This window comes from Mycolicibacterium sediminis (genome assembly GCF_010731735.1).
Taxonomy (GTDB): Bacteria; Actinomycetota; Actinomycetes; order Mycobacteriales; family Mycobacteriaceae; genus Mycobacterium; species Mycobacterium sediminis.
In genome coordinates, this window is sequence record NZ_AP022588.1 from 3,695,494 (window position 1) to 3,717,383 (window position 21,890).

At 69.6% G+C, this 21,890-nt stretch carries 27 protein-coding genes; 12 read left to right on the top strand and 15 right to left on the bottom strand.

What is annotated here, in order from left to right:
• Positions 1-4: 4 nt before the first annotated feature.
• Genes G6N64_RS17655 through G6N64_RS17665 form a run of 3 tightly spaced genes read right to left on the bottom strand, consistent with a single transcriptional unit; the run spans position 5 to position 2,761 of the window.
• On the bottom strand, positions 5-703 hold the full coding sequence (locus G6N64_RS17655; RefSeq protein ID WP_163798281.1) for a PhzF family protein: 699 nt from the start codon (positions 701-703) through the stop codon (positions 5-7).
• Between the two features lie 16 nt (positions 704-719).
• Entirely contained in the window at positions 720-1,742 is a 1,023-nt protein-coding gene (locus tag G6N64_RS17660; protein ID WP_163798283.1) for an alpha/beta fold hydrolase, read from the bottom strand.
• A 38-nt stretch (positions 1,743-1,780) separates the two neighbouring features.
• The gene (locus G6N64_RS17665; protein ID WP_163798285.1) at positions 1,781-2,761 is read right to left on the bottom strand and encodes a proteasome assembly chaperone family protein; all 981 of its coding nucleotides are present in this window, start codon (positions 2,759-2,761) and stop codon (positions 1,781-1,783) included.
• 175 nt (positions 2,762-2,936) lie between these two features.
• On the opposite strand from G6N64_RS17665, the gene G6N64_RS17670 reads away from it, so the two are divergent.
• Entirely contained in the window at positions 2,937-3,731 is a 795-nt protein-coding gene (locus G6N64_RS17670; RefSeq protein WP_163798287.1) for a trypsin-like serine peptidase, read from the top strand.
• On the opposite strand, the gene sthA is transcribed toward G6N64_RS17670, so the two are convergent.
• Positions 3,728-5,143: a Si-specific NAD(P)(+) transhydrogenase gene (gene sthA, locus G6N64_RS17675; RefSeq protein WP_163798289.1), complete on the bottom strand. Its 1,416-nt coding sequence runs from the start codon at positions 5,141-5,143 to the stop codon at positions 3,728-3,730. The two genes, G6N64_RS17670 and sthA, sit on opposite strands and share 4 nt — an antisense overlap.
• Positions 5,144-5,303: 160 nt before the next feature.
• Here sthA and G6N64_RS17680 point away from each other — a divergent pair, with 160 nt between their 5' ends.
• Positions 5,304-6,359, top strand: coding sequence for a DUF4192 domain-containing protein (locus G6N64_RS17680; RefSeq protein WP_163798291.1), 1,056 nt, complete (start codon positions 5,304-5,306; stop codon positions 6,357-6,359).
• Between the two features lie 3 nt (positions 6,360-6,362).
• Here G6N64_RS17680 and G6N64_RS17685 read toward each other — a convergent pair whose 3' ends face one another.
• The 3 genes from G6N64_RS17685 to G6N64_RS17695 form a co-directional block, all read right to left on the bottom strand.
• Positions 6,363-7,052 (bottom strand): iron-dependent transcriptional repressor DtxR, encoded by a 690-nt coding sequence (locus G6N64_RS17685; protein ID WP_163798294.1) that lies wholly within the window; start codon positions 7,050-7,052, stop codon positions 6,363-6,365.
• A 159-nt stretch (positions 7,053-7,211) separates the two neighbouring features.
• Positions 7,212-8,168 carry a sigma-70 family RNA polymerase sigma factor gene (locus tag G6N64_RS17690; RefSeq protein WP_163798296.1) on the bottom strand — a complete coding sequence of 319 codons (957 nt, stop codon included), beginning with the start codon at positions 8,166-8,168 and terminating at the stop codon, positions 7,212-7,214.
• 149 nt (positions 8,169-8,317) lie between these two features.
• Positions 8,318-8,728, bottom strand: coding sequence for a DUF3099 domain-containing protein (locus tag G6N64_RS17695; RefSeq protein WP_163798299.1), 411 nt, complete (start codon positions 8,726-8,728; stop codon positions 8,318-8,320).
• 78 nt (positions 8,729-8,806) lie between these two features.
• Between G6N64_RS17695 and G6N64_RS17700 the strand changes: the two genes are divergently transcribed.
• Positions 8,807-9,043 (top strand): DUF3039 domain-containing protein, encoded by a 237-nt coding sequence (locus G6N64_RS17700; RefSeq protein WP_163798301.1) that lies wholly within the window; start codon positions 8,807-8,809, stop codon positions 9,041-9,043.
• Here G6N64_RS17700 and G6N64_RS17705 read toward each other — a convergent pair.
• Together G6N64_RS17705 and G6N64_RS17710 are read right to left on the bottom strand one after the other, a co-directional pair.
• Positions 9,033-10,034 (bottom strand): YihY/virulence factor BrkB family protein, encoded by a 1,002-nt coding sequence (locus G6N64_RS17705; RefSeq protein ID WP_163798303.1) that lies wholly within the window; start codon positions 10,032-10,034, stop codon positions 9,033-9,035. The two genes, G6N64_RS17700 and G6N64_RS17705, sit on opposite strands and share 11 nt — an antisense overlap.
• A gap of 59 nt (positions 10,035-10,093) precedes the next feature.
• Positions 10,094-10,285 (bottom strand): DUF7455 domain-containing protein, encoded by a 192-nt coding sequence (locus tag G6N64_RS17710; protein ID WP_163798305.1) that lies wholly within the window; start codon positions 10,283-10,285, stop codon positions 10,094-10,096.
• Positions 10,286-10,415: 130 nt separating this feature from the next.
• Between G6N64_RS17710 and G6N64_RS17715 the strand changes: the two genes are divergently transcribed.
• Positions 10,416-10,784: a DUF952 domain-containing protein gene (locus G6N64_RS17715; protein ID WP_163798307.1), complete on the top strand. Its 369-nt coding sequence runs from the start codon at positions 10,416-10,418 to the stop codon at positions 10,782-10,784.
• On the opposite strand, the gene G6N64_RS17720 is transcribed toward G6N64_RS17715, so the two are convergent.
• Entirely contained in the window at positions 10,730-11,140 is a 411-nt protein-coding gene (locus tag G6N64_RS17720; protein ID WP_163798308.1) for a RidA family protein, read from the bottom strand. The two genes, G6N64_RS17715 and G6N64_RS17720, sit on opposite strands and share 55 nt — an antisense overlap.
• A gap of 88 nt (positions 11,141-11,228) precedes the next feature.
• Between G6N64_RS17720 and G6N64_RS17725 the strand changes: the two genes are divergently transcribed.
• Positions 11,229-12,014, top strand: coding sequence for a hypothetical protein (locus tag G6N64_RS17725; RefSeq protein WP_163798311.1), 786 nt, complete (start codon positions 11,229-11,231; stop codon positions 12,012-12,014).
• A gap of 3 nt (positions 12,015-12,017) precedes the next feature.
• Here G6N64_RS17725 and G6N64_RS17730 read toward each other — a convergent pair whose 3' ends face one another.
• Together G6N64_RS17730 and ppgK are read right to left on the bottom strand one after the other, a co-directional pair.
• The gene (locus G6N64_RS17730) at positions 12,018-13,454 is read right to left on the bottom strand and encodes an RNA polymerase sigma factor (protein ID WP_163798313.1); all 1,437 of its coding nucleotides are present in this window, start codon (positions 13,452-13,454) and stop codon (positions 12,018-12,020) included.
• Between the two features lie 345 nt (positions 13,455-13,799).
• Positions 13,800-14,600: a polyphosphate--glucose phosphotransferase gene (ppgK, locus tag G6N64_RS17735; RefSeq protein ID WP_163798315.1), complete on the bottom strand. Its 801-nt coding sequence runs from the start codon at positions 14,598-14,600 to the stop codon at positions 13,800-13,802.
• 116 nt (positions 14,601-14,716) lie between these two features.
• Between ppgK and G6N64_RS17740 the strand changes: the two genes are divergently transcribed.
• Positions 14,717-15,571 (top strand): inositol monophosphatase family protein, encoded by an 855-nt coding sequence (locus G6N64_RS17740; RefSeq protein ID WP_163798317.1) that lies wholly within the window; start codon positions 14,717-14,719, stop codon positions 15,569-15,571.
• A 3-nt stretch (positions 15,572-15,574) separates the two neighbouring features.
• On the opposite strand, the gene cei is transcribed toward G6N64_RS17740, so the two are convergent.
• On the bottom strand, positions 15,575-16,225 hold the full coding sequence (gene cei, locus G6N64_RS17745; protein WP_163798319.1) for an envelope integrity protein Cei: 651 nt from the start codon (positions 16,223-16,225) through the stop codon (positions 15,575-15,577).
• Between the two features lie 164 nt (positions 16,226-16,389).
• On the opposite strand from cei, the gene G6N64_RS17750 reads away from it, so the two are divergent.
• The gene (locus G6N64_RS17750) at positions 16,390-16,692 is read left to right on the top strand and encodes a DUF4193 domain-containing protein (RefSeq protein WP_163798321.1); all 303 of its coding nucleotides are present in this window, start codon (positions 16,390-16,392) and stop codon (positions 16,690-16,692) included.
• 7 nt (positions 16,693-16,699) lie between these two features.
• Here G6N64_RS17750 and G6N64_RS17755 read toward each other — a convergent pair whose 3' ends face one another.
• Positions 16,700-17,185 (bottom strand): DUF3093 domain-containing protein, encoded by a 486-nt coding sequence (locus G6N64_RS17755; protein ID WP_163798323.1) that lies wholly within the window; start codon positions 17,183-17,185, stop codon positions 16,700-16,702.
• A gap of 25 nt (positions 17,186-17,210) precedes the next feature.
• On the opposite strand from G6N64_RS17755, the gene dut reads away from it, so the two are divergent.
• Complete coding sequence (gene dut / locus G6N64_RS17760; protein ID WP_163798324.1) at positions 17,211-17,675, top strand: dUTP diphosphatase; 465 nt, start codon at positions 17,211-17,213, stop codon at positions 17,673-17,675.
• Positions 17,676-18,470 (top strand): DUF3710 domain-containing protein, encoded by a 795-nt coding sequence (locus G6N64_RS17765; RefSeq protein WP_163798326.1) that lies wholly within the window; start codon positions 17,676-17,678, stop codon positions 18,468-18,470. It begins immediately after the preceding gene.
• Between the two features lie 12 nt (positions 18,471-18,482).
• On the opposite strand, the gene G6N64_RS17770 is transcribed toward G6N64_RS17765, so the two are convergent.
• Positions 18,483-19,181 (bottom strand): alpha/beta fold hydrolase, encoded by a 699-nt coding sequence (locus tag G6N64_RS17770; protein WP_163798328.1) that lies wholly within the window; start codon positions 19,179-19,181, stop codon positions 18,483-18,485.
• A 138-nt stretch (positions 19,182-19,319) separates the two neighbouring features.
• Between G6N64_RS17770 and G6N64_RS17775 the strand changes: the two genes are divergently transcribed.
• From G6N64_RS17775 to G6N64_RS17785, 3 genes are all read left to right on the top strand, one after another.
• A complete protein-coding gene (locus tag G6N64_RS17775; protein ID WP_163798330.1) occupies positions 19,320-19,691 on the top strand; it encodes an OB-fold nucleic acid binding domain-containing protein in 372 nt (123 codons plus the stop codon).
• Between the two features lie 89 nt (positions 19,692-19,780).
• Positions 19,781-20,437: a DUF3159 domain-containing protein gene (locus G6N64_RS17780; RefSeq protein ID WP_163801903.1), complete on the top strand. Its 657-nt coding sequence runs from the start codon at positions 19,781-19,783 to the stop codon at positions 20,435-20,437.
• A 13-nt stretch (positions 20,438-20,450) separates the two neighbouring features.
• Complete coding sequence (locus tag G6N64_RS17785) at positions 20,451-21,887, top strand: MFS transporter (protein ID WP_163798332.1); 1,437 nt, start codon at positions 20,451-20,453, stop codon at positions 21,885-21,887.
• Positions 21,888-21,890 lie beyond the last annotated feature (3 nt).

A 21,890-nucleotide genomic window follows, 5' to 3' on the forward strand; every position in this document is an offset into this window, starting at 1 on the left:
GGCGCTAGGCGATCCGTCGGGTCCCGTCGTCGACGACCCGACCGGCCACCCTGACCCACCCGTCGGAGCTCCACCACGTACGGATCTGGGATCCCCGTCCCTGCGTGATCGTCAGGTCGCGGCTGAGGTGGTCGGTGATGCGCACGGCGGCGGCGCCGGTCGCCTCGTCCTCGGGGACGCCCAGGTGGCTCGCGAACATCCGGGACCGGATGGTGCCGGACGACCGGTCCTCCCACGCCCACAGATAGTGCGAGACGTCCGAGTCGTACCCGTCGGGGTCGGCGGCGAGCACGTCGTCCACCGACGCCATGTCGTGGATGGCGAACTCCGGCGCCCAGGAGGGCCGCGCCGTGATGACCGTGAAGTCTCCGTCGGGAAGGTTCTCGTACGCCACCTGGACGATCCCGGCCGGCACCTGAAGGGTCTTGACGGGTGTGCCGCGTTCCCTCAGCCACCACGCCGCTCCGACGGTCGGGTGGCCGGCGAACGGCAATTCCACTGCGGGCGTGTAGATGTGCGCGGCGGCGGTCGCCGACTCCGCGGCGGGCAGCTCGACGAAGATCGTCTCGCTGTACCCGAGTTCGGTCGCGAGGGCCTGGCGGTCCGGCGGTGGGACCCGAGTGGCGTCGACGACCCCGAGAGGGTTGCCGAGGTCGCCCGACGGACTGGTGAACACCCGCAGCACGGTCACGTCGATGGCCATGCGGAGATGTTACGGCTCAGGTGGCGCTGCGCTCGTCGGCGCCCATCGCGTCGAGCACCGCGACGCGGGTGTCGATGGGGCCGCTGATGGTGCTCTCGCCCGTCCCGTCGCGCAGCAGATTGCGCAGCAGTTCCTGGTCGTACACCGCTGGCGTGGTGGTGTCGATGAACTTCTCGACCAGTTCGACGAACCGGTCCGGGTCGTCGTGGAAGGGGAAGTGTCCGGAGCCCTCGAAGATCTCGAGCTGCGAACCCGGCATCGCCGCGTGCGCCATCCGGCCGTGACCCACCGGGATCACGGAGTCGTGCGCGCCCCAGACGAGTTGCACGGGAACCGATTCGGTCAGGTAACAGCGGTCCAGCATGGTGACCACCTGACCGCGCCAGTCCACCACTGCCCGCAGGGTCCTGGCGAACGCGGACGACGCGGTGGGTTCGGGCAGGTCGGCCAGGATGCGCAACATGTTGGGGATGTCGCGTCCCACGGCGGTCTTGCCGAGCAGCAGGCCACCGATCCGTCCGGCGACCTGCACGGCCGGCAGGACCATCGGCAGGCGCAGCAGGGCCAGTGCCTCCGTGCCCATGGGCAGCGAGGCGATCCGCAGCGCGACGTTGACGTCCTTGGTCACGCCGCCCGCACCCACCAGGATCAACCGGTCGACGAGCTGCGGGAACTGGTAGGCGAACTGCATGGCCACCCCGCCGCCGAGTGAGTGACCGACCACCGTCACCTTCTCGACGTCCAGCACGCTGAGCAGGTCGCGCATGCCGTTGGCGTACGCCGCCACCGAGTAGTCGGCGCGCGGTTTGTCGGACTTGCCGTGGCCCAGCAGGTCCGGCGCGATGACCGTGAACCGTTGGGCCAGCTTGGCCTGCACCGTGCTCCAGGTCGTCGAGTTGTCCCCGATGCCGTGGATGAGGAGGATCGCGGGTCCCGAGCCCGCCACGCGGAACGCACGCCGGTAGCCGTGGATGGTCCGGTACTGCAGCGTGGGCGTGACCTCGCGCACCGTTCGCAGGTTGGGCTTGCGGTCCGTCATGGCCACTCCTCGCCGACTTCGTCATCGGGCCCCGGGGGTCAGGGCGCTGCGGTGCCGTCGTCCCCGTCGGAGGGTTCTTCACCGGCCTGCTCGGCGAGGAACTTCTCGAACTCGGCGCCGATCTCGTCGCCGCTCGGGAGGTCCTCGTCACGTGCCAGCAAAGACCGGTTTTCCTGTGCGGCGACGAACGCATCGTACTGTCGCTCCAGCGCCGCCACCACCTGAGCGACTTCTTCGCTCGATTCGACCTGCTCGCCGATCTTGGTGTGGACCTCGGCGCCCGCCTCGCTGAGCGCGGCCAAGGGCAGCTGCAGCGCCCCGGCGCGGGACACCTCTGCCAGCAACGCCTCCGCGGCCGGCGGGTAGTCGGTCTGCGCCAGGTAGTGCGGCACGTGGACGGTGAAGCCCATCGCCTCGTGACCGTGCTGCGACATCCGGTACTCGAGCAGGTTGGACACGCTGCCCGGGACCTGCACCTCGCCGACCCACGGTTCGTGGTCAACGATCAGGGACTTGTCGGTCGCGTGCGCCGTCATCGACACCGGCCGGGTGTGGGGCACCGCCATGGGGATGGTGCCCAGGCCGATGACCCTGCGCACGCCGAGGCGTTCGGAGAGCAGGCGCACCGCGGTGATGAACCGTTCCCACCGCAGGTCGGGTTCCAGGCCCGCCAACAGCAGGAACGGCGTGCCGACGCTGTCGTGCAGCGCGTAGAGGTTCAACTCCGGGGTGTCGTAGTGGGTGAAGTGGTCGGTCTTGAACGTCATCAGCGGCCGGCGGGACCGGTAGTCGAGCAGTTCGTCGATCGCGAACGACGCGACCAGTTCGGTGTCGAGGGTGTTCTTGAGGTGTGTCGCGGCCAGCTTGATGGCATGCCCGGCATCGGAGAATCCCTCGAGGGCGTGGATCAGCACCGGCCCGCGGCCGTCGGCCGAGGACAGCTGCGGAGCCGGAAACTCCAGCTCGTACATGCCGGTCTGCTCGGGCTGGTACTGCTGTTCTGGATTGTTCTCTGTCATCGCTCGCCTCCTCTCGTGGTCGGGTACGGCGTCGCCGTTGCCACCCGTTACCTCCAGTGTCCCGTACGTCGGGACTGCCGCCACGTCAGCCCCGGTCAAAGGTTCGAACGCCCGCGTACCGGCCGACATTCCGCTGCTCCTGCCGATACGGCGATCGTCGGGCAAGATCGGTCGGATGCGGACTCGATGGGTGGCGGTCGTCGCCCTGGCGTTGCTGACCGCGGCGTGCGTCGACCGAACCGAGGCGGGTCGGCCGACGGCCGCGGTGACCGATCCCGCGTCTGCCGCGTCGGCGTCGACCGAGACGGGCGCGTCGACGGTCGCCCCGGATCGCCGGGTCGGCGCGGTGTTCCTGGGTAGCGAGACGCTGCACACGTGTTCGGGATCGGTGCTCGACTCGGCCGGGGGCGACCTGATCCTCACCGCCGCGCACTGCATGGCCGACGGCGTCGACGCCTACTTCGTCCCCGGCTACACCGGTGACCTGCTGCCCGACGACGTGTGGCACGTCGACGCCGTCTATCTGGACCCGCGCTGGCTCGACGACCAGAACCCGTTGGCGGACTTCGCGATCGCCCGGGTCAGCCGCGACGGCGCGGGCTCGCTCGAGCAGGCGGTGGGCGGCGGTCTCGCGCTCGGCCTCGCGCCGGCGCCCGGGACCGACGTCGCGATCACGGGGTACGAGTTGGGCATCGGTGGGGGGCCGATCGGGTGCCGTACCGCCACAACCGCCGCCGACCAGGGCTTCCCGTCGCTGCCGTGTGCGGGGATGGCCGACGGGACAAGCGGGTCGCCCTGGGTGTCGGGTGACGCGGTCGTCGGGCTGACCGGCGGCCTGGACGGGGGCGGTTGCGAGGACGACGTGTCGTTCTCGCCGCCGTTCGACGTCGCGATCAGCGCTCTACTCCGACGTGCTGATCAGGGCGGTCCGGGCGACGATCCGCCGTCGGCGTTCGACAACGGCTGCTAGGCGCGGAACTGGCTGAGTGCGCGCAGCTTGTTCATGACGTCCAGCGCCGCGACCTTGTAGGCCTCGGAGAAGGTCGGATAGTTGAACACCGCGTCGACCAGGTACTCGACGGTGCCGCCGCAGCCCATCACCGCCTGGCCGATGTGGACCATCTCGGTGGCGTTGGTGCCGAAGATGTGGACGCCCAGCAGCCGCAGGTCCTCGGTGGACACCAGCAGCTTCAGCATCCCGTAGGAGTCCCCGGCGATCTGGCCCCTGGCGAGTTCGCGGTACCGGGACACGCCGACCTCGTAGGGCACGGAGTCCTTCGTCAGGTCGACCTCGGTGGCACCGACGTAGGACACCTCGGGAATCGAGTAGATGCCGATCGGCTGCAGTTCGGTCATGCCCTTGCAGGGCTCGCCGAACGCGTGGTACGCCGCCAGCCGGCCCTGGTCCATGGACGTCGCGGCCAGCGCGGGGAAGCCGATCACGTCGCCGACGGCGTAGATGTGGTCGACCTTGGTGCGGTAGTCGTCGTCGACGAAGATCCGTCCGCGCGCGTCGGCCTCGAGACCCGCGGCAGGCAGGTCGAGGTCCTCGGTCTGACCCTGCCGACCCGCGGAGTACATGACGGTCTCGGCCGGGATCTGCTTGCCGCTGGCGAGGGTGGTGACGGTGCCCGAGGCGCCGACGTCGACGGCGGTGACCTCCTCGCCGAAGCGGAACGTCACCGCGTAGTCGCGGAGGTGGAACTTCAGCGCCTCGATGATCTCCGGGTCGCAGAACTCGAGCATGTTGGCGCGCTTCTCGACGACGGTGACCTTGGTGCCCAGCGCGGCGAACATCGACGCGTACTCGATGCCGATCACGCCGGCGCCGACGACGACCATCGAGCCGGGGATCGACTTGAGGTCGAGGATGCCGTCGGAGTCCAGCACCCGCGACTCGTCGAACTCGACGCCCGCGGGCCGTAGGGGCTTGGTGCCCGTCGCGATCACGACGTGCCGCCCGGACACGGTGATGCTCTCGGCACGGCTGGGATCCTCGATCGTCAGCGAGTGGTCGTCGATGAAGCGGGCGTGGCCCACGTACAGCTCGACTCGGTTGCGCATCAGCTGCGACCGGACGACGTCGATCTCCTTGCCGATGACGTGCTGCGTACGGGCCAGCAGGTCGGCCGGGGTGATCTTCTCCTTGACGCGGTAACTCGCGCCGTACAGCTCGCGCTGGCTCATGCCGGTCAGGTAGACGACGGCCTCGCGCAGCGTCTTCGACGGAATGGTGCCCGTGTTCACGCAGACGCCGCCGAGCATCCGTCCGCGTTCGATGACGGCGACGGTCTTGCCGAGCTTGGCCGCGGCGATCGCGGCCTTCTGGCCGCCCGGTCCGGACCCGATGACGACGAGGTCGTAGTCCTGCGTGGAACCCATGGGTGTAGTCCTACGCCGGTTGGGTCGCTTCCGCATGGCGACGGCGTCACCAGTTCGTGAACTCGTGTCGGCCATCCCCAGAGGGAGATTCGTCCCCAGCGGCCGGCCGGGACGGGTCGCAGCGGCGCTGCGCGTCGGACGCGGCTGAGAACTTCGGCTCATGACGACCTCACCGAACCCCGACTTCCACCTCGACCACCCCGGCGCGCTCATCGCCGCCATCCCCGCCGTGCTCGGCTTCGTGCCGGAGAACTCGCTCGTCCTCGTCACCCTGGATGGCGGTGAACTCGGCGCGGTCATGCGGGTCGACCTGTCCGACGCCCTGATCGAGGGCATCGACTGCATGGCGGTCGCCGCCGCGAAGAACGGCCCCGATGCCGCCATCGCGGTGATCGTCGACGACGACGGCGCAGCCTGCCGGATGTGCGGCGACGAGCACGCCCTGCTCTCCGAGGCGCTGACCGAGGCCCTGGACGAGCGCGGCGTGACGCTGTGGGCCGCGCACGTCGTCGACCGGATCGCCGCCGGGGGACGGTGGCACTGCGCCGACGGCTGCGGCCGCAACGGACTGGTCGAAGATCCGTCGGCGACGCCCATGGCGGCCGCAGCGGTCCTCGACGGGCGTCGCCTCTATCAGCGGCGGTCCGATCTGCAGGAGGTGATCGCGATCGTCGACCCGGCCCGCACGGCGAGGTTGGCCGTCGTCATCGCCGCCGAGGCGGCCACCCGCGCGACGGGTGGTCCGGACGCCGACGGGCGCACGCGCGCCGACGCCGACGTCGTGATCCGGACGGCGCTCACGGAGCCGTCGTGCGAGCCGACGGACGCTCACCTCGCGCGGCTGGCGTGTGCACTCACCGATCCGCGGGTGCGGGACATGTCGTACGCACTCGCCGTGGGCAGCCACGCGGGGCAGGCGGAGGCGCTGTGGGCGATGTTGGCGCGGATACTGCCCGACCCCTGGCGAGCGGATGCGCTTGCGCTGCTGGCCTTCTCGGCCTATGCGCGGGGAGACGGCCCGCTGGCGGGCATAGCCCTCGAGGTCGCGTTGACCGGCAATCCCGACCACAACATGGCGGGGATGCTCGACGAGGCGCTGCACAACGCGATGCGTCCGAATCAGATCCGGGAGCTGGCTCTCAGCGGGTTCCGTGTCGCCACGCGGCTGGGGGTGGCGCTGCCGCCGCGCCGGACCTTCGGCAGTCGGGCCGGGTAGCGGTCAGACCTTCTCGACCTTGACGGCGTGTGCCATGTGATGGGGGAGTTCGACCTGCTCGTGGCCGGGGATGACGATGAGGACGCTGCCGTGCTCGCTGACCTGGACGGTCACGCGGGCATCGGGCACGACGCCCGCGTCCTTGAGCCGGCTGATCAGGCCCGCGTCGCCCTGCACGTGCTCGGTCAGCTGACGGACCCGGACGGCGACGGGGAAGCCGGTGGGCAGCTCGGTCAGCCGGACGAGGTTGGCGTCGTCGGCATTCGACATGGTGACGCCGAGTTCGGAGAGTCCCGGGATGGGATTGCCGAACGGCGAGGTCGTCGGGTTGTCGAGCACGCGCACCAGCCGGCGCTCGACGTCCTCGCTCATGACGTGCTCCCAGCGACAGGCCTCGGCGTGCACCTCTTCCCAGGGGAGTCCGATGACGTCGACCAGCAGCCGCTCGGCCAGCCGGTGCTTGCGCATCACCGACACCGCGAGCGCGCGGCCCTTGTCGGTGAGTTCCAGGTGCCGGTCACCGGCGACGTGCAGCAGCCCGTCGCGCTCCATCCGGGACACGGTCTGGCTCACGGTGGGACCGCTCTGCTCGAGCCGCTCCGCGATGCGCGCACGCAGCGGCACCACGCCCTCTTCCTCGAGGTCGTAGATGGTTCGCAGGTACATCTCGGTGGTGTCGATCAGATCGTTCATGGTGCCGCCCTCCGTCAGAAGCGAGTCTACCGGTGCAGGTGGCTGAACTGGGCTCCATCGCACCCTCGACACAGTGTGATGCCCGCCGCTGGGGGAGGCGGCGGGCATCACGAAGGGGTCGTGCTTGGCGGTCGGTCGTGCTCTTCGGTTGGTTCGGGACTAGCTGGCGTACGAGCGCAGGCGCTCGGCGCGGTCGCCGTGGCGCAGCTTGGCCATGACCTCGCGCTCGATCTGGCGGACGCGCTCGCGGGACAGACCGAACAGCTTTCCGATCTGGTCCAGCGTGCGGGGCTGACCGTCGTCGAGGCCGAAACGCAGTCGGATGACCTGCTGTTCGCGCTCGTCGAGCGTGGCCAGGACGTGCCGGATGTCGGTATGCAGCAGCTCGGAGATCACGGCGTTCTCGGCTGACATCGCCTCGGCGTCCTCGATGAAGTCGCCCAGCGGCGCCTCCTCGTCGCTACCGACCGGCATGTCCAGGCTCACCGGGTCACGGCTGTGCTCGAGCAGGTCGGCGATCTTCTCGGCGGGGATGCCCGATTCCTCGGCCAGCTCCTCGTCGGTCGCCTCGCGGCCGAGGTTCTGATGCATCTCGCGCTTGATGCGCGCCAACTTGTTCACCTGCTCGACGAGGTGGACGGGGAGCCGGATCGTCCTGCTCTGGTCGGCCATGCCGCGGGTGATGGCCTGACGGATCCACCACGTGGCGTAGGTCGAGAACTTGAATCCCTTGGCGTAGTCGAACTTCTCCATGGCGCGGATCAGTCCGAGGTTGCCCTCCTGGATCAGGTCCAGCAGCGGCATGCCGCGACCGGTGTAGCGCTTGGCCAGCGACACCACCAGACGGAGGTTGGCCTCGAGGAGGTGCCGGCGGGCGGCCTCCCCGTCCCGCACCACCGCGGCGAGGTCGCGCTTGCGTGCGTCGCCGAGCCGCTTCTTGGTCGCCAGGACGTGCTTGGCGTAGAGGCCGGCCTCGATGCGCTTGGCCAGTTCGACCTCGTCGGCGGCATTGAGCAGCGCGGTCTTGCCGATGCCGTTCAGGTACACGCGGACCAGGTCGGCGGCTGGGCTCTGGCTGTCCAGGTCGGAATCGATGCGGCTTGCGGTGGCAACCATTCAATGGCCTCCTGCTCGGCTGGAACTGTCATGAACTACAACGTCGTGGTAGTCCAAAGAGTTCCCAAAGTTCGCCGGTCTAACCCCACCTGACCTGCGGTTTCTCGACGTCGACCTGAGAATCGGCTAAGAAGTCGAGAAGTTTTCGCTCAGCGTGGAACGTCGTGCGGGGTTTCGGTCGGATCCGGCTCCGGTTCGGCGGCCAACGGGTACCGGTAGCCCTGCAGGGCCGGGCGTTCCGCGGTGGGGAAGAGCGGGATCTTGCGGCGCGAGTCGTAGCGCCGCGGCTCCTCCGCGGTGCGCGGCGGCCGGTCGTTGGCGATAAGCACCGCGATCCACGGCAGCGGGATGGAGGCCACCAGGATCGCCAGTGAGATCAGGCCGTTGTGCCAGATGCCGTAGGCCCCGGCAGCCAAGATGAGGGCGGGGATCCGGAAGGACATGATCTTGAGGTACTTCCGCACCCGCTCACGATGCTGCTCTTCGTAGGGAATTGCTGCGCGTGTGATGAGAACCGGGCGACCATCGTCGTCGAAACTCAGCTCCTGGCCGTGTTTCATATACTCCACTGTTCCACACCTGGGACATATCAAACTGTCCAGTTCCTTACCGAAGTATGGCCGGGCACAATGGACGCCATGGAGACCGAGACACTCGAACGCACGGACACCGACGAACGGGTCGACGACGGCACCGACGACGATGCGCCCAAGGTGTTCCACTACGTCAAGAAGAACAAGATCGCCGAGAGTGCGGTCATGGGAACCCATGTCGTCGCGCTGTGCGGCGAGGTGTTCCCGGTGACGAAGTCCGCGAAGCCCGGCTCGCCGGTGTGCGCCGACTGCAAGCGGATCTTCGAGACCCTCAAGACGTAACGGCGGGACCGTCCGTCGACGGGACGGGCGCGGGACCCTGAACCGGTGCCGTCTCCGCGGAGTCGCCGTTGCGGGTCTCGGAACGCTCCTCGAGCCACCCGCGCAGCCGGTGTGCGTGCGTGTTGGGGGCCGGCCACTCCTCCTGGATCGCGGCGTTCAGCTCGGCGCCCATCATGATGGCGAAGCCGAGGAAGAACGCGAACAGCAGGAAGGCGATCGGGGTGGCGAGCGCGCCGTAGGTGTAGCCGGTCGCCGTGATCCACGTCAGGTAGACCCGCAGCCCCAGTGTGGCGACCAGGAAGACGATCGCGGCCAGCACCGACCCGCACACCAGGCGGTGCGACGGCAGCGGCCGAGGCAGCGCCACCCGGTAGAGGACCGTGAACGTGACGACCAGCGCCAGGAACAGCACCGGGAAGTAGCCGTAGCGCAGCACGCTGTCCCAGCTCTCTGGGATGTACTCCGCGACCTTGAGGGGTCCCAGCGCCAGGAACGGTGCCGAGACGATGATGGCGCCCAGCATCACGATGTACAGGCCGAGCGCGTAAAAACGTTGGCGCACCGGATGTCTCAGGTCCGTCTGGTCGTGCGCCTCCACGACGGAGTCCACGAATGCCGAGATCGCCGACGACCCCGCCCACAGGGAGATGACGAAGCCGAGCGACACGACCTCGCCGCGGGCACCCGCGACGATGTCGTTGATGGTCGGTTCGATGATCTCGGTGACCACGTTGCCCGAGAACAGATTCCCCGCCGTCGAGATCAGCTGGTTCTCGATCGTCAGCAGTGTGTTGGGCCCGAACAGCGGCGCCACGTAGGCGAGGCTGCCGAGCATGCCCAACAGGAGAGGCGGCAGGGACAGTGCGCACCAGAAGGCAGCTTGAGCCGACTCCGAGAAGATGGAGTCGTCCCAACTCTTGGACAGGGTGCGCTTGAAGACCCGCCAGAGATGATGCCTGGACGGCTTCGCGCGAGGTGGCTGGTCACTCATGTTCAGACCAGCATCCACGACGCGAGGCCGTCACGCCGATCCGGTACCCGGCGCGTCGCTCAGGAGTCGATCGGGCTCATCTCGATCACCGCGGCCAGCTCGACGAGCTTGGCCTCGTGCTCGTTGGCGTGGTGCTGGCAGAACAACAGTTCTGCGCCCGATGGCAACACCGCCCTGACGCGAGCGGCAGCACCGCAACGGTCGCAGCGATCAGCCCGGGTCAGTTCAGGACTGGTCAGAGTTGCGTTCATGGCTCCTCCTCCAAAACTCGCGTAGGTCTACTGTGTCAGACGTTTTCGGTTCCGGCGTTGTTCCCTGGTGGTTCACCGGTGTGTCGTGTCTCACCTAGTACCCCGGTTGCCGCAACCGCACACTGGGCTGATGATCACACCCGGATCGTGGTTGGTTCACCTGTGCACCGTCGACGAGTGGGACCAGGCGCGTGTCGAGGGGGAGCGCAGGCCGCCGTCGCTGGCCGACGTCGGCTTCGTCCACCTGTCCGCGCCCGAGCAGGTGCACCTACCCGCCAACCGGCTGTACGCCGGCCGCTCGGACCTGCTGCTGCTGTGGTGCGACCCGACGCTGCTGGACGCACCGGTCCGGTGGGAGCCGGGGGTGCCGGAGGATCCGGCGTCCATGCGATTCCCGCACCTGTACGGCCCACTCCCGACGGCCGCCGTGATCGACGTCACACCCTATGTTCCCGGCGCGGACGGCCGATTCGCCGAGGTCGCTCGGTCCGACAGGTAGGCGTCCACCTCGATCTCGATCAGCAGGTCCGGGTCGATCAGCGCCGAGACCTCCACCATGGTGGCCACGGGTCGGATGGCGCCGAACACCTCGGCGTGGACGGCGGCGACCTCCCGCCACCGGGTGACGTCGGTGACGAACATGCGGGTGCGCACGACGTCGCCCAGCGACGCTCCGCACTCGTGCAGCGCGGACTCGATCCGGCGCAGCACCTCGCGGGTCTGCGCCGCCATGCCGTCGCCGGGTGCCGTCGTGCCGGCGACGGCGACGTGGGGCCCGACCCGGACGGCGCGCGAGTAGCCGACCTCGTCCTCGAACGATGATCCCGACGACACGTTCCTGCGATCTCCCGACACGAGGCGACGCTAGCGGGCACCTGGCGGCCCGCGGGCGAGGGTGACAGGAACGCGTCCGTGTGTAACGGCCAATGCCTAAACTGGCCGCATGGGAATCCTGTCCGGCTTCGCGCCGTGGATCGTCTACTGGGTCCTGGTCGGAAACGTCCCCTTCGTCGCCGCCGTCGTGACGGCACTGGCGGTGTCCGCGGTGGCGCTGGCGGTGAGCCGCGCACGGCGCCCACCGGGTGGCACGCTCGAAATCGGTTCGGTCGCAACGTTCCTCGTGCTGACGGTCGTCACGTTGACGGTCAGTCAGGGCTTCATGGAGCGTTGGATCCAGCCGCTGAGCACCGCGGGGATCCTGCTCGTCGCACTGGTCGGCGTGCTCGCCGGCCGGCCGTTCGTGCGGGAGATCGCCGAGGTCGACCAACCCAAGGAGGTGCTCAAGAGCGAGCTGTTCGGCGAGATCACCACACGGGTGACCTGGATCTGGGTGGCGGCGTTCGCGGGCATGACGGTGTCGTCGGCCATCCCGCCGATCGTCTACGGAGACGCCACCATCCTGGACACCCGGACGCCGCTGTCCTTCGTCTGCTACTGGGTGATCCCGTTCGCGCTCCTCGGTGCGGCGGTCCTGGCGGGCCGACTGCTCACCGATCGGATGGTCGCCGAGGCCACCAGTCCACACGTGGTGCGGCGCAGCACGTTCGTCGCGTTCAAGGAACTCGGCATCGACGAACTGCTGTATCTCGCGAAGGAGAAGGCCGACCGCGAGGTCGGAGCGGGCATGGAGGCCTACGCCGTCCAGGTGGGCGGCAAGGGCACACCGCTCACCGGCGACGAGTCGCGTGAGTCGTGGCCGGTGTCCTACAAGGTGCGCGAGCGCGCCTAGCGCCTAGTCCAGGTAGTCGCGCAGGACCTGCGAGCGGCTCGGGTGGCGCAGCTTCGACATGGTCTTGCTCTCGATCTGCCGGATGCGCTCGCGCGTCACGCCGTACACCTGACCGATCTCGTCGAGGGTGCGCGGCTGACCGTCGGTGAGGCCGAAGCGCAGCCGGACGACACCGGCCTCACGCTCGGACAGGGTCTCGAGTACCGACTGCAGCTGATCCTGCAGCAGCGTGAACGACACCGCGTCCACGGCCACGACGGCCTCGGAGTCCTCGATGAAGTCGCCGAGCTGGCTGTCGCCCTCGTCGCCGATGGTCTGGTCCAGCGAGATTGGCTCACGGGCGTACTGCTGGATCTCCAGCACCTTCTCCGGCGTGATGTCCATCTCCTTGGCGAGTTCCTCGGGCGTGGGCTCGCGGCCCAGGTCCTGCAGGAGTTCGCGCTGGATGCGGCCGAGCTTGTTGATGACCTCGACCATGTGCACGGGGATGCGGATGGTGCGGGCCTGGTCTGCCATGGCGCGGGTGATGGCCTGACGGATCCACCAGGTGGCGTACGTCGAGAACTTGTAGCCCTTGGTGTAGTCGAACTTCTCGACCGCGCGGATCAGACCCAGGTTGCCCTCCTGGATCAGGTCCAGGAACGCCATGCCGCGGCCCGTGTAGCGCTTGGCCAGCGAGACCACGAGGCGCAGGTTGGCCTCGAGCAGGTGGTTCTTCGCCCGATCGCCGTCACGCTGGATCCACTGGTAGTCACGTCGGACCTGGGTGGTGAGCTTCTCGCCCTTCTCGGCGAACTCGGCGAACTTCTGCGTCGCGTAGAGGCCGGCCTCGATGCGCTTGGCTAGTTCGACCTCCTCCTCGGCGTTAAGCAGCGCCACCTTGCCGATCTGCTTGAGGTAGGCGCGGACCGAGTCGGCGGAGGCCGTGAGTTCGGCGTCCTTGCGGGCCTGCCGCAGTGCCTCGGACTCCTCCTCGTCCCAGACGAAGTCGCCAGAGGCCTTGTCCTTCTCGGAGGGCTCGGAGATGTCGTCGTCGCCATCCTCGGTCTCGGCCTTGCCGGCCTCGGTCACCTTGGCGGTGGCCTTGTCGGTGGTGGCCGCACCCTCGACCACGACCTCGTCGTCGTCGATCTCCTCGAGTTCGATGTCGGCCTCGTCGATGTCCTCGGGGGCGCCGTCGAGTTCCTCGACGGGCGTCACGTCGTCGGTGCCGTCGACGTCGCCGTCACCCTTCTTCGCGCGGGTGGCGGGGCCGGCCTTCTTGGCGGCCGCCTTCTTCGCCGGTCCCTTGGCGGCGGCCGACTTCGTGGCGCGCTTCGCGGGGGCGGTGCCGTTCGCGGTCTTCGCGGCAGCCTTCTTGGCAGGAGCCTTCGCGGGCGCCTTGGCGGCCACCGGCTTCACCGGCTCCTCTGTTGCCGGACTTGCCTTCGTCGCTGCCACGGGCACCCCTTCGGTCGTGCGGAATCGGCGGCGTGGGCGTGCGCCACCGAAAAGTCTGTCGGCTGTCGAATGGTGGCGTCGATATCGATTGGGATACTCGCCGCTATCCGTCGTGCGGCCGCCGGTGACCATTGTAACGACAGAGTGGCCACCCGCCCTCCACGAGCGCGAATTGGTCGGTCGTGGCGGGCGGCCCTGCCCCGAGGCCGTCCTCCACCCGGCTCGTGGGCTCGAGACGGGCCCGACGTTTGCCGACGGCGTCGCCGCCGGCAGGCGCGGCCAGCGCGACGACCTGATTGATCTCGTTGGAACGGCCCCAAAGATTTTGTCGCCGTGCGGGTTCGATCAGGGAGTGGTGACGTCGACGTCCGAGGCCATGGCGGCGCCGACGATGCCGGCGGTGTTGAGCAGCGTTGCGGCGACGACGGGTGTGCGGTTCTTCAGCAGCGGAATCCACTTGTCGGCCTTGCGGCTGATGCCGCCACCGGCGATGAAGAGGTCGGGCCAGATCGCGTTCTCCACCGCCACCAGGACCTTCGTGACCTCCTGCGTCCAGCGCTCGTAGCTCCAGTCCTTGCGTTCCTTCACCGAGGACGCCGCGCGGTGCTCGGCTTCCTTGCCGCCCACCTCGAGGTGGCCGAACTCGGTGTTCGGGAGCAGGAGACCGTTGTGGATGACCGCGGAACCGATGCCCGTGCCGAACGTGAGCAGCACGATGACCCCGGTGTTGTCTCGTCCCGCGCCGAACTTCTCCTCGGCGAGACCGGCCGCGTCGGCATCGTTGAGGACCGTGACCTGCTGGCCGTCCAGCTCGGCGGAGATGACGTCGCGCGCGCTGGTGCCGATCCACGCCTTGTCGACGTTGGCGGCGGTGCGGACGATCCCGTCGGTCACCACGCCGGGGTAGGTCACCCCCAGGCCGCCGGTCCAGCCGAACTCGCGGACGACGGCCGCGACGGTCTTGGCCACGGCGTCGGGCGTCGAGGGCTGGGGCGTGTCGAGCTTGAACCGCTCGCCGATCAGCTGTCCGGTGTCGAGGTCGACGATGCCGCCCTTGACGCCGCTGCCTCCGACGTCGACACCGAACCCACGGTGCTCCGACGGTGCGGCGCCGGACTCGGTCGACGGGGTCTCGGTGGCGGTCATGAGCACTCCTGTGGTTAGTGGCCGGCAGGTGCGACGCGAGTCACAACACTAGTGGTTCGTCCCGTGCGATGTGGGCTGCCGCTCGACCGGATCCGGTTTTGTGCTGCGATGTCACGGTGACGGACATCGACACCGAACCGACCGAACTCCGCCGGGTTGCCGAGGATCTCGCAGCCGAGGCCGCCGACTACGTCCGTCGCCGCCGCGCCGAGGTCTTCGGCGCCGGCAGGGACGCCGAGACGGTCGGATCCGCCGTCCGGTCCAAGAGCAGCCCGACCGATCCGGTGACCATCGTCGACACCGAGACCGAGCGGCTGCTGCGCGAACGGCTCGCGGTACTGCGTCCGGGGGAGGACGTGCTCGGGGAGGAGGAGGGCGGCTCGACCCTCGGGCGCCCGGGCAGCCCGCTGTGGGTGCTCGACCCGATCGACGGGACGGTCAACTTCGTCTACGGCGTCGAGGCGTACGCGGTGTCGATCGGCGTCCAGGTCGACGGCGTGTCCGTGGCGGGCGCCGTCGCCAATGTCGCGACCGGTGAGGTCTTCTCGGCGGCGCGCGGCCAGGGTGCGTCGGCGCGGCGCGGAACGGAGGTCACGACGCTGCGCTGCACCGAGGTCGACGACCTGTCGCTGGCGCTGGTGGGAACCGGGTTCGCCTACGACCGGGAACGCCGGGAGCGGCAGGCGCACGTGATGGCGCGGTTGGTGCCGGCGATCAGGGACGTGCGGCGCATCGGGTCCTGCGCGCTCGACCTCTGCATGGTGGCCGCGGGCCGGTTGGACGCCTACTACGAGGACGGCGTCCACGTGTGGGACTGGGCGGCCGGCGCGCTGGTCGCCCAGGAGGCCGGCGCGGTCCTCGACCTTCCGTCGGTGGACGGCGACGGCGGCGACATGATCATCGCGTCCGCGCCGGGCGTCGCGACGCACCTGCGTGCCGCGCTGCGCGAGGCGGGCGCGCCGCTGGGGTAGCGGTCAGCAGGACGACGAGTGGATCTTCTCGAGCAGCGTCGCGTCGGGCGGTTGGGTGGCGTCCGGACGCAGGCTGGCGAGCATCGCGTCGATGTCGTCGTTGTGGTTCAGCTCGGAGTACTCGGTGCCGACGGCGAGGTCGACGGTGTCGTCGCCGCGCTGATCCTGGAACAGCTCGGTGCAGGGGGCGACGAGCCAGACCGCCGCCGCGGCGGCGCGGCCCGACGGCCCGAACCGGATCTGGCCCTGGCACTGCAGGCGGCTGTCGGCGTACACGGTGTCGTTCGCGGCGGTGGGCGGCGCGAAACCGAGATCGCGTAGGGCCCCCGCGACCTCGCCGGCCTGTCCGCCCTGTCCACTCGCGTTGAGGACCCGGATCTTGGTGTCCGCGAGCTTGGCGGGGACGACCTCGGACATCGTCGCCGCGGTGACCCGGTCGCCCAGCACCGGCTGATCACCGTTCGCCGGTGGCGGCGGTGCGTTGCACGCGACGACTTCCTGCACGTCGGTCGGCTGATTGAAGGCGACGACCCAGATCATCAGCGAGGCCACGGCGAGCACGGCGAGCAGCGCGAGACCGGGCACGTAGTTGCGTCGGCGGAAGGGCCGACCGTGCTTGTCGAAGGCGGTACCCGAGGTGATGTGCGCGACCACCCCTGCACCTTAGAGGCTCCCCGCGCCGCCGATCCGCACGCGACCGGTCGTCATGTGACGCAAATCACATCCAATCCGGAGGGCCTCCGGGCACGAATCATTTGGCGGACGCGTTCTGCGCTGGTACAAAGCTCTGTCGCAGCATTTTTGAGGGGAAGAGGTATATGGCCACCGACTACGACGCGCCACGGCGCACCGAGACCGATGACGTCTCCGAGGACTCCCTCGAAGAACTCAAGGCTCGGCGCAACGAAGCCCAGTCGGCGGCCGTCGACGTCGACGAATCCGAATCGGCCGAGTCCTTCGAACTGCCCGGCGCGGACCTGTCCGGCGAGGAACTGTCGGTGCGCGTCGTCCCGAAGCAGGCCGACGAGTTCACCTGCTCGAGCTGCTTCCTCGTGCACCACCGTAGCCGCCTGGCCAGCGAGAAGAACGGCCAGCTGATCTGCACCGACTGCGCCGCCTGACGGGGGTTCAGGCGTTCAGCGCCGCCAGGACGCGGTCCGGGCGGCGGCAACTGATCAACCAGTAGGGCGTCGGGTCGTCCGGATCGTCGAGGACGATCAGGATCATCGGCCCCACCCATGCCCGGTGCACGACGAACGCCGCCGGATCGAGCTGTCTGCCGAGCGCGGCGGACTTCGCGGACTTCGGTACTTCGGCGGAGCGGGCGATCACGCCGACGGGCAGGTGCGCGGCGCCCACCCACAGCTCGGTCTCACCGTGGGGGGCGGTGCCGGACACGACCCGGACGTCGACCCGGCCGAGCCACGTCAGCGCCGCGGCCGCGACGAGTCCCAGCACCACGAACGGAATCCACATCGGGATGGACTGGATGCCGAGGTTCACCTCGAAGGCGATGATGCCGGCCAGCGCGAACCCGGGCAGCCACCACCACCACGGCACCCGCAGGCGCTCGCGGTAGCGCACGGAATCGGCGGCGGCACGCGTCTCGGACACCCGGCCAAGAGTAATCTCGTGCAACGTGTCCACCTCTCTGGCGGTCGTGCGGCTCGATCCCGAGCTGCCGATGCCCGTCCGCGCCCATCACGGCGATGCCGGCGTGGACCTGTACAGCGCAGTCGACCTCCAGTTGGCGCCCGGACACCGCGCCCTGGTCCCCACGGGCATCGCGGTGGCGATCCCGCACGGCATGGTCGGCCTGGTGCATCCCCGCTCCGGGTTGGCCACCCGGGTGGGACTGTCGATCGTGAACAGCCCTGGCACGATCGACGCGGGCTATCGCGGTGAGATCAAGGTGGCACTGATCAATCTCGACCCTGAGGCAACCATCGCGATCACCCGCGGTGACCGCATTGCACAGCTGTTGGTGCAACGGGTCGAACTCCCCGAACTCGTCGAGGTCACGTCCTTCGATGAGGCAGGGTTGGCTGACACCACCCGTGGCGCAGGCGGTCACGGTTCCTCCGGCGGACACGAGAGTTTGTAAATGGCACTGGGCAGACGCAAGCACGGCAAGGACGAGGCCGACGAGGTTCGTCCCACGGACGCTCTTCCGGAGACGCCCGGCGGGGACGACCTCGACCACGATCTCGACGGCCGCGGCGACGACCTCGACGGCCCGTTCGACATCACCGACTTCGAGGACGCCGCGGTCGCGACCGTCGGTCGGCACGACCTCGGCTCGGTGCTCATCCCGGAGAACGACACCGCCGAAACCGTCTTCGAGGTCAACCAGCAGGGCGTGCCGTCCGCCGTGTGGATGGTGACGCCCAACGGGCGCTACAACGTCACGGCGTGGGCCGCACCCAAGACGGGCGGCCTGTGGCGCGAGGTCGTGACCGAGATCGCCGACTCGCTGCGCAACGACAACGCGCAGGTCTCCATCGAGGACGGTCCGTGGGGTCGCGAGGTCGTCGGCCACGTCACCAGCGGTCCGGAGCCCGTCGTCATGCGCTTCATCGGCGTGGACGGCTACCGCTGGATGGTGCGCGGCGCGGCGGTCGGTCCGCCCCACCTCGCCGACCAGATCGCCGCCGAGGTCCGCAGGGCCCTGGCCGACACCGTCATCCGTCGCGGTGACACCCCGCAGCCGGTGCGGGCGATGCTGCCCCTGCAGCTGTCCGACTCTCTGGTCAGCCGGCTGCGTGCGCGCGCCGAGCAGATGGTCGCCGACCAGGCTCAGCCCGTCACGCCGGATCCCATGGCACCGCCCGAGCCCGCGGCCCGCCGCAGCGAGCAGGGATCGGCGATGCAGCAGCTGCGGACCATCACCGGCGGCTAGCTTGCGGGCGACTCAGGCCTCGAGCAGCGCCGCAACGCACGCCGCGCCGAGAACGGCCGGGTCCGCGCCCATGCCGTCGAGCGTGACGGTGCGCAGTGCCGCACGGGGTGCGGCGGCCGCCCACTCCAGCGCCACCTCGATCGGGTGGACGGCGTCGTCGACGGCGGCGGCGACCCCCAGGGGCACGCTCAGGCGCCCGATGTCGGTCGTCGTCGGGGCCGCGTAGCCCGCAGCCTCCAGCATCGCGTCGGGCAGGTCGGGCCACTGACCGGCCCAGGACCGGGTCAGTTCGTCGGCCAGCCACCGCGGGCTCGACGCGCGCATGTCCGCGACCGTCGCGGCCAGTCCGTCCCGGCGCAACAGCGCCGCCGTGTGTCGCGCTGCCGCGGCCGCGGGTGCGGTCTCCGACGGTCCCGTCCACGCGGGTAGTGCGGCGAGGACCCCGATCGCGAGCGCGGGGTGGTCGAGTGCCCATGCGAGGGCCACCGCGGCGCCGATCGACACCCCGCCGACCACGATCGGACCCGTGCGCGCGGCCTCGTCGAGCGCGGCGACGTACCCCGCGATCAACCTCCTCGGATCGGGTGCGGGGGTGCTCACCGCGGCGCCCAGACCGTGCAGTGTGGGGGAGAACACACGGTAGGCGTAGTCGTCGTCGGAGCCGGTGCCGGGCAGGACGATCGCCGTCGTCCCACGCAGATCGAGGGCCATCCGTCGATGGTGCCCCGTGGGCGTCGCCCGGTGCCGCCGACACCCTGGAGGCGGCGTGGCAAATCCCCACCAAGAGGTCTACCGTGGCGATGGTTAGGGAGGATCCACGGTGGATCCGCCACAGTGTCAGGAGACACCATGGCCACGGCCGAAGGTTATCTGCGTCGACTCACCCGTCGGTTGACGGAGGATCCAGAACAGCTCGACGACGCCGAACTGTCCGACGAAGTCACCCACACCGGCGCCCAGAAGGCCATCGACTGTCGTCGCGGCCAGGAGGTCACGATGGTGGGGACGCTGCGATGCGTCGAGACGGCATCCAAGGGATGCGCCGGCGGTGTGCGCGCCGAGCTGTTCGACGGTACCGACGCGGTGATGCTCGTCTGGCTCGGCCAGCGTCGCATCCCCGGCATCGAGTCGGGACGCACGCTGCGGGTGCACGGTCGTCTGGGCACGCTGGAGAACGGCAGCAAGGCGATCTACAACCCGCACTACGAGATTCAGAAGTGACCCGGCCCGACCACGGGACGGAGGACACCGAGGCGGACGAAGCCAGCGAGCCCGCGAGCACGCTCAGCGCCCAGGCCGTCCTGGCCCAGATGGGCGGCATCAGCGGCCTGATCTACTCGACCCTTCCGGTGCTGGTGTTCGTGCCGGTGTCGTCGCTCTTCGGCCTGATGCCCGCGATCTTCGCCGCGCTCGGCATCGCGACGCTCATCCTCGTGTGGCGGCTGTTCCGCCGCGAGTCGCTCCAACCCGCCGTCTCGGGCTTCTTCGCCGTCGGGGTCAGCGCACTGATCGCCTACATCGTGGGCGAGTCCAAGGGCTACTTCCTGCTCGGCATCTGGTCGTCGCTGGTCTACGCCGGCGTGTTCACGCTGTCTGTGCTGATCCGCCGACCGCTGGTCGGGTACGTATGGGGCTGGGTGGGCGGCCACGACAAGGATTGGCGCGAGGTCCGCCGGGCCGTGCGCGCGTTCGACGTGGCGACGCTGTTCTGGGCAGTCGTGTTCGCGTCGCGGTTCATCGTGCAGAACCGTCTCTACGACGAGGACCAGACCGGTCTGCTGGGCGTCACCCGGATCGCGATGGGATGGCCGCTGACGGCCGTCGCCGCGCTGGTCACCTACCTGGCGATCCGCGCAGCGCAGCGCGCCCTGCGCGAGCGCGACGCCGCCCGCGACGCCACCTCCGCCGACGACGACCGGGAGCCGTCCGGCGCGCCCAACGCCCCGGGAGCCTCGCCCCTCGACTGACGGGCGGTACCCGATGCGCGCAGCACCCGACGCCGGGCGGGCGGTCATCGCCGTGTCCGTCCTCGCGTCGTTCGTCGCCTTCCTCGACGGCTCGGTGGTCAACCTGGCCCTGCCCGCCATCTCCGCCGACCTGGGCGGGGGACTCGTCCTGCAGCAGTGGGTGCTCGACGGCTACCTGCTCACCCTCGGCGCGCTGATCCTGGTCGCGGGAGCGATCTCCGACGAGTACGGCCGCTTGCGGGTCCTACGGGTGGGGCTGGCGGTGTTCGCCGTCGCGTCGGTGCTGTGCGCGGTGGCGCCCGCCGGCACGATCCTCGTCGCGGCGCGGTGCCTGCAGGGCGTGGGGGCGGCGTTCCTGGTGCCCAGTTCGCTGGCGATGATCAACGCCCACTTCACCGGCGCCGCTCAGGCGAGGGCGATCGGTACGTGGACGGCGTGGACCGGAACGGCGTTCGTCATCGGGCCACCGCTGGGCGGGATCCTGGTCGACGCGCTGAACTGGCGCTGGGTGTTCGGGATCAACGTGATCCCACTCGCGGTGACGCTGTTCCTCGTCACGCGCCTGCCGCCGGATCCGGTGCGGGTGGGAGCGGCCCGCCGGATCGACGTGGTGGGCGCCGTGCTGGGCGCCGTGGGTCTGGCGGGGACGGTGTTCGCGCTCATCGAACAGCAGCGGCTCGGCCTCGCCCATCCCGCTGTCGCGGCGAGCCTCGCCATCGGCCTGCTGTGCCTCGCGGCGTTCCCGTGGTGGGAGCACCGGACGTCGCACCCGATGATGCCGCTGGGGCTGTTCTCCCGGCGCAACTTCGCGGTCGGCAACCTCGCGACCGTGTTCTTCTACGCCGCGGTGTCGCTCGGGCTCCTCGTCGTCGCGCTGTTCCTGCAGGAGACCGTCGGCATGTCGGCGACGCTCGCCGGCCTGGCGACCCTGCCGGTGCCGGTGCTGTCGTTCCTCCTCGCGTCGCGCTTCGGGGGCCTGGCCGGCGTCCACGGACCGCGGGTGTTCATGGCGGTGGGTCCGCTCGTCGCGGCGCTCGGGTTCGTCCTCATGACGCGGGCGGGCGACCCGTTCGACTTCTGGACCCAGTTGCTGCCCGGCGTGGTCGTGTTCGGCCTCGGCCTGACGATCACGGTGTCGCCGCTGACCGCGGCGATCCTGGCCGCCGTCGACACCGGGCAGAGCGGCATCGGCTCGGCGGTCAACAACGCGGTGTCGCGCATCGCGGGACTCATCGCGGTGGCGATGATGAGCCTGATCGCGGGCGGAGCGCTCGACCTCGCGGGGTTCCATCGCGTCGTGCTGGTCGTGGCCGCGCTGTTCGCGCTGGCCGGAGTGGTCAGCGCCATCGGGATCCGCAACGTCGCCGGGATGGCGGACGTCCCGGCCGACGCGGCTGCCCACTGTCACGACCGGGCGACGCCGCCGCCCGCGTATCCGGCGCGACCGTGACCG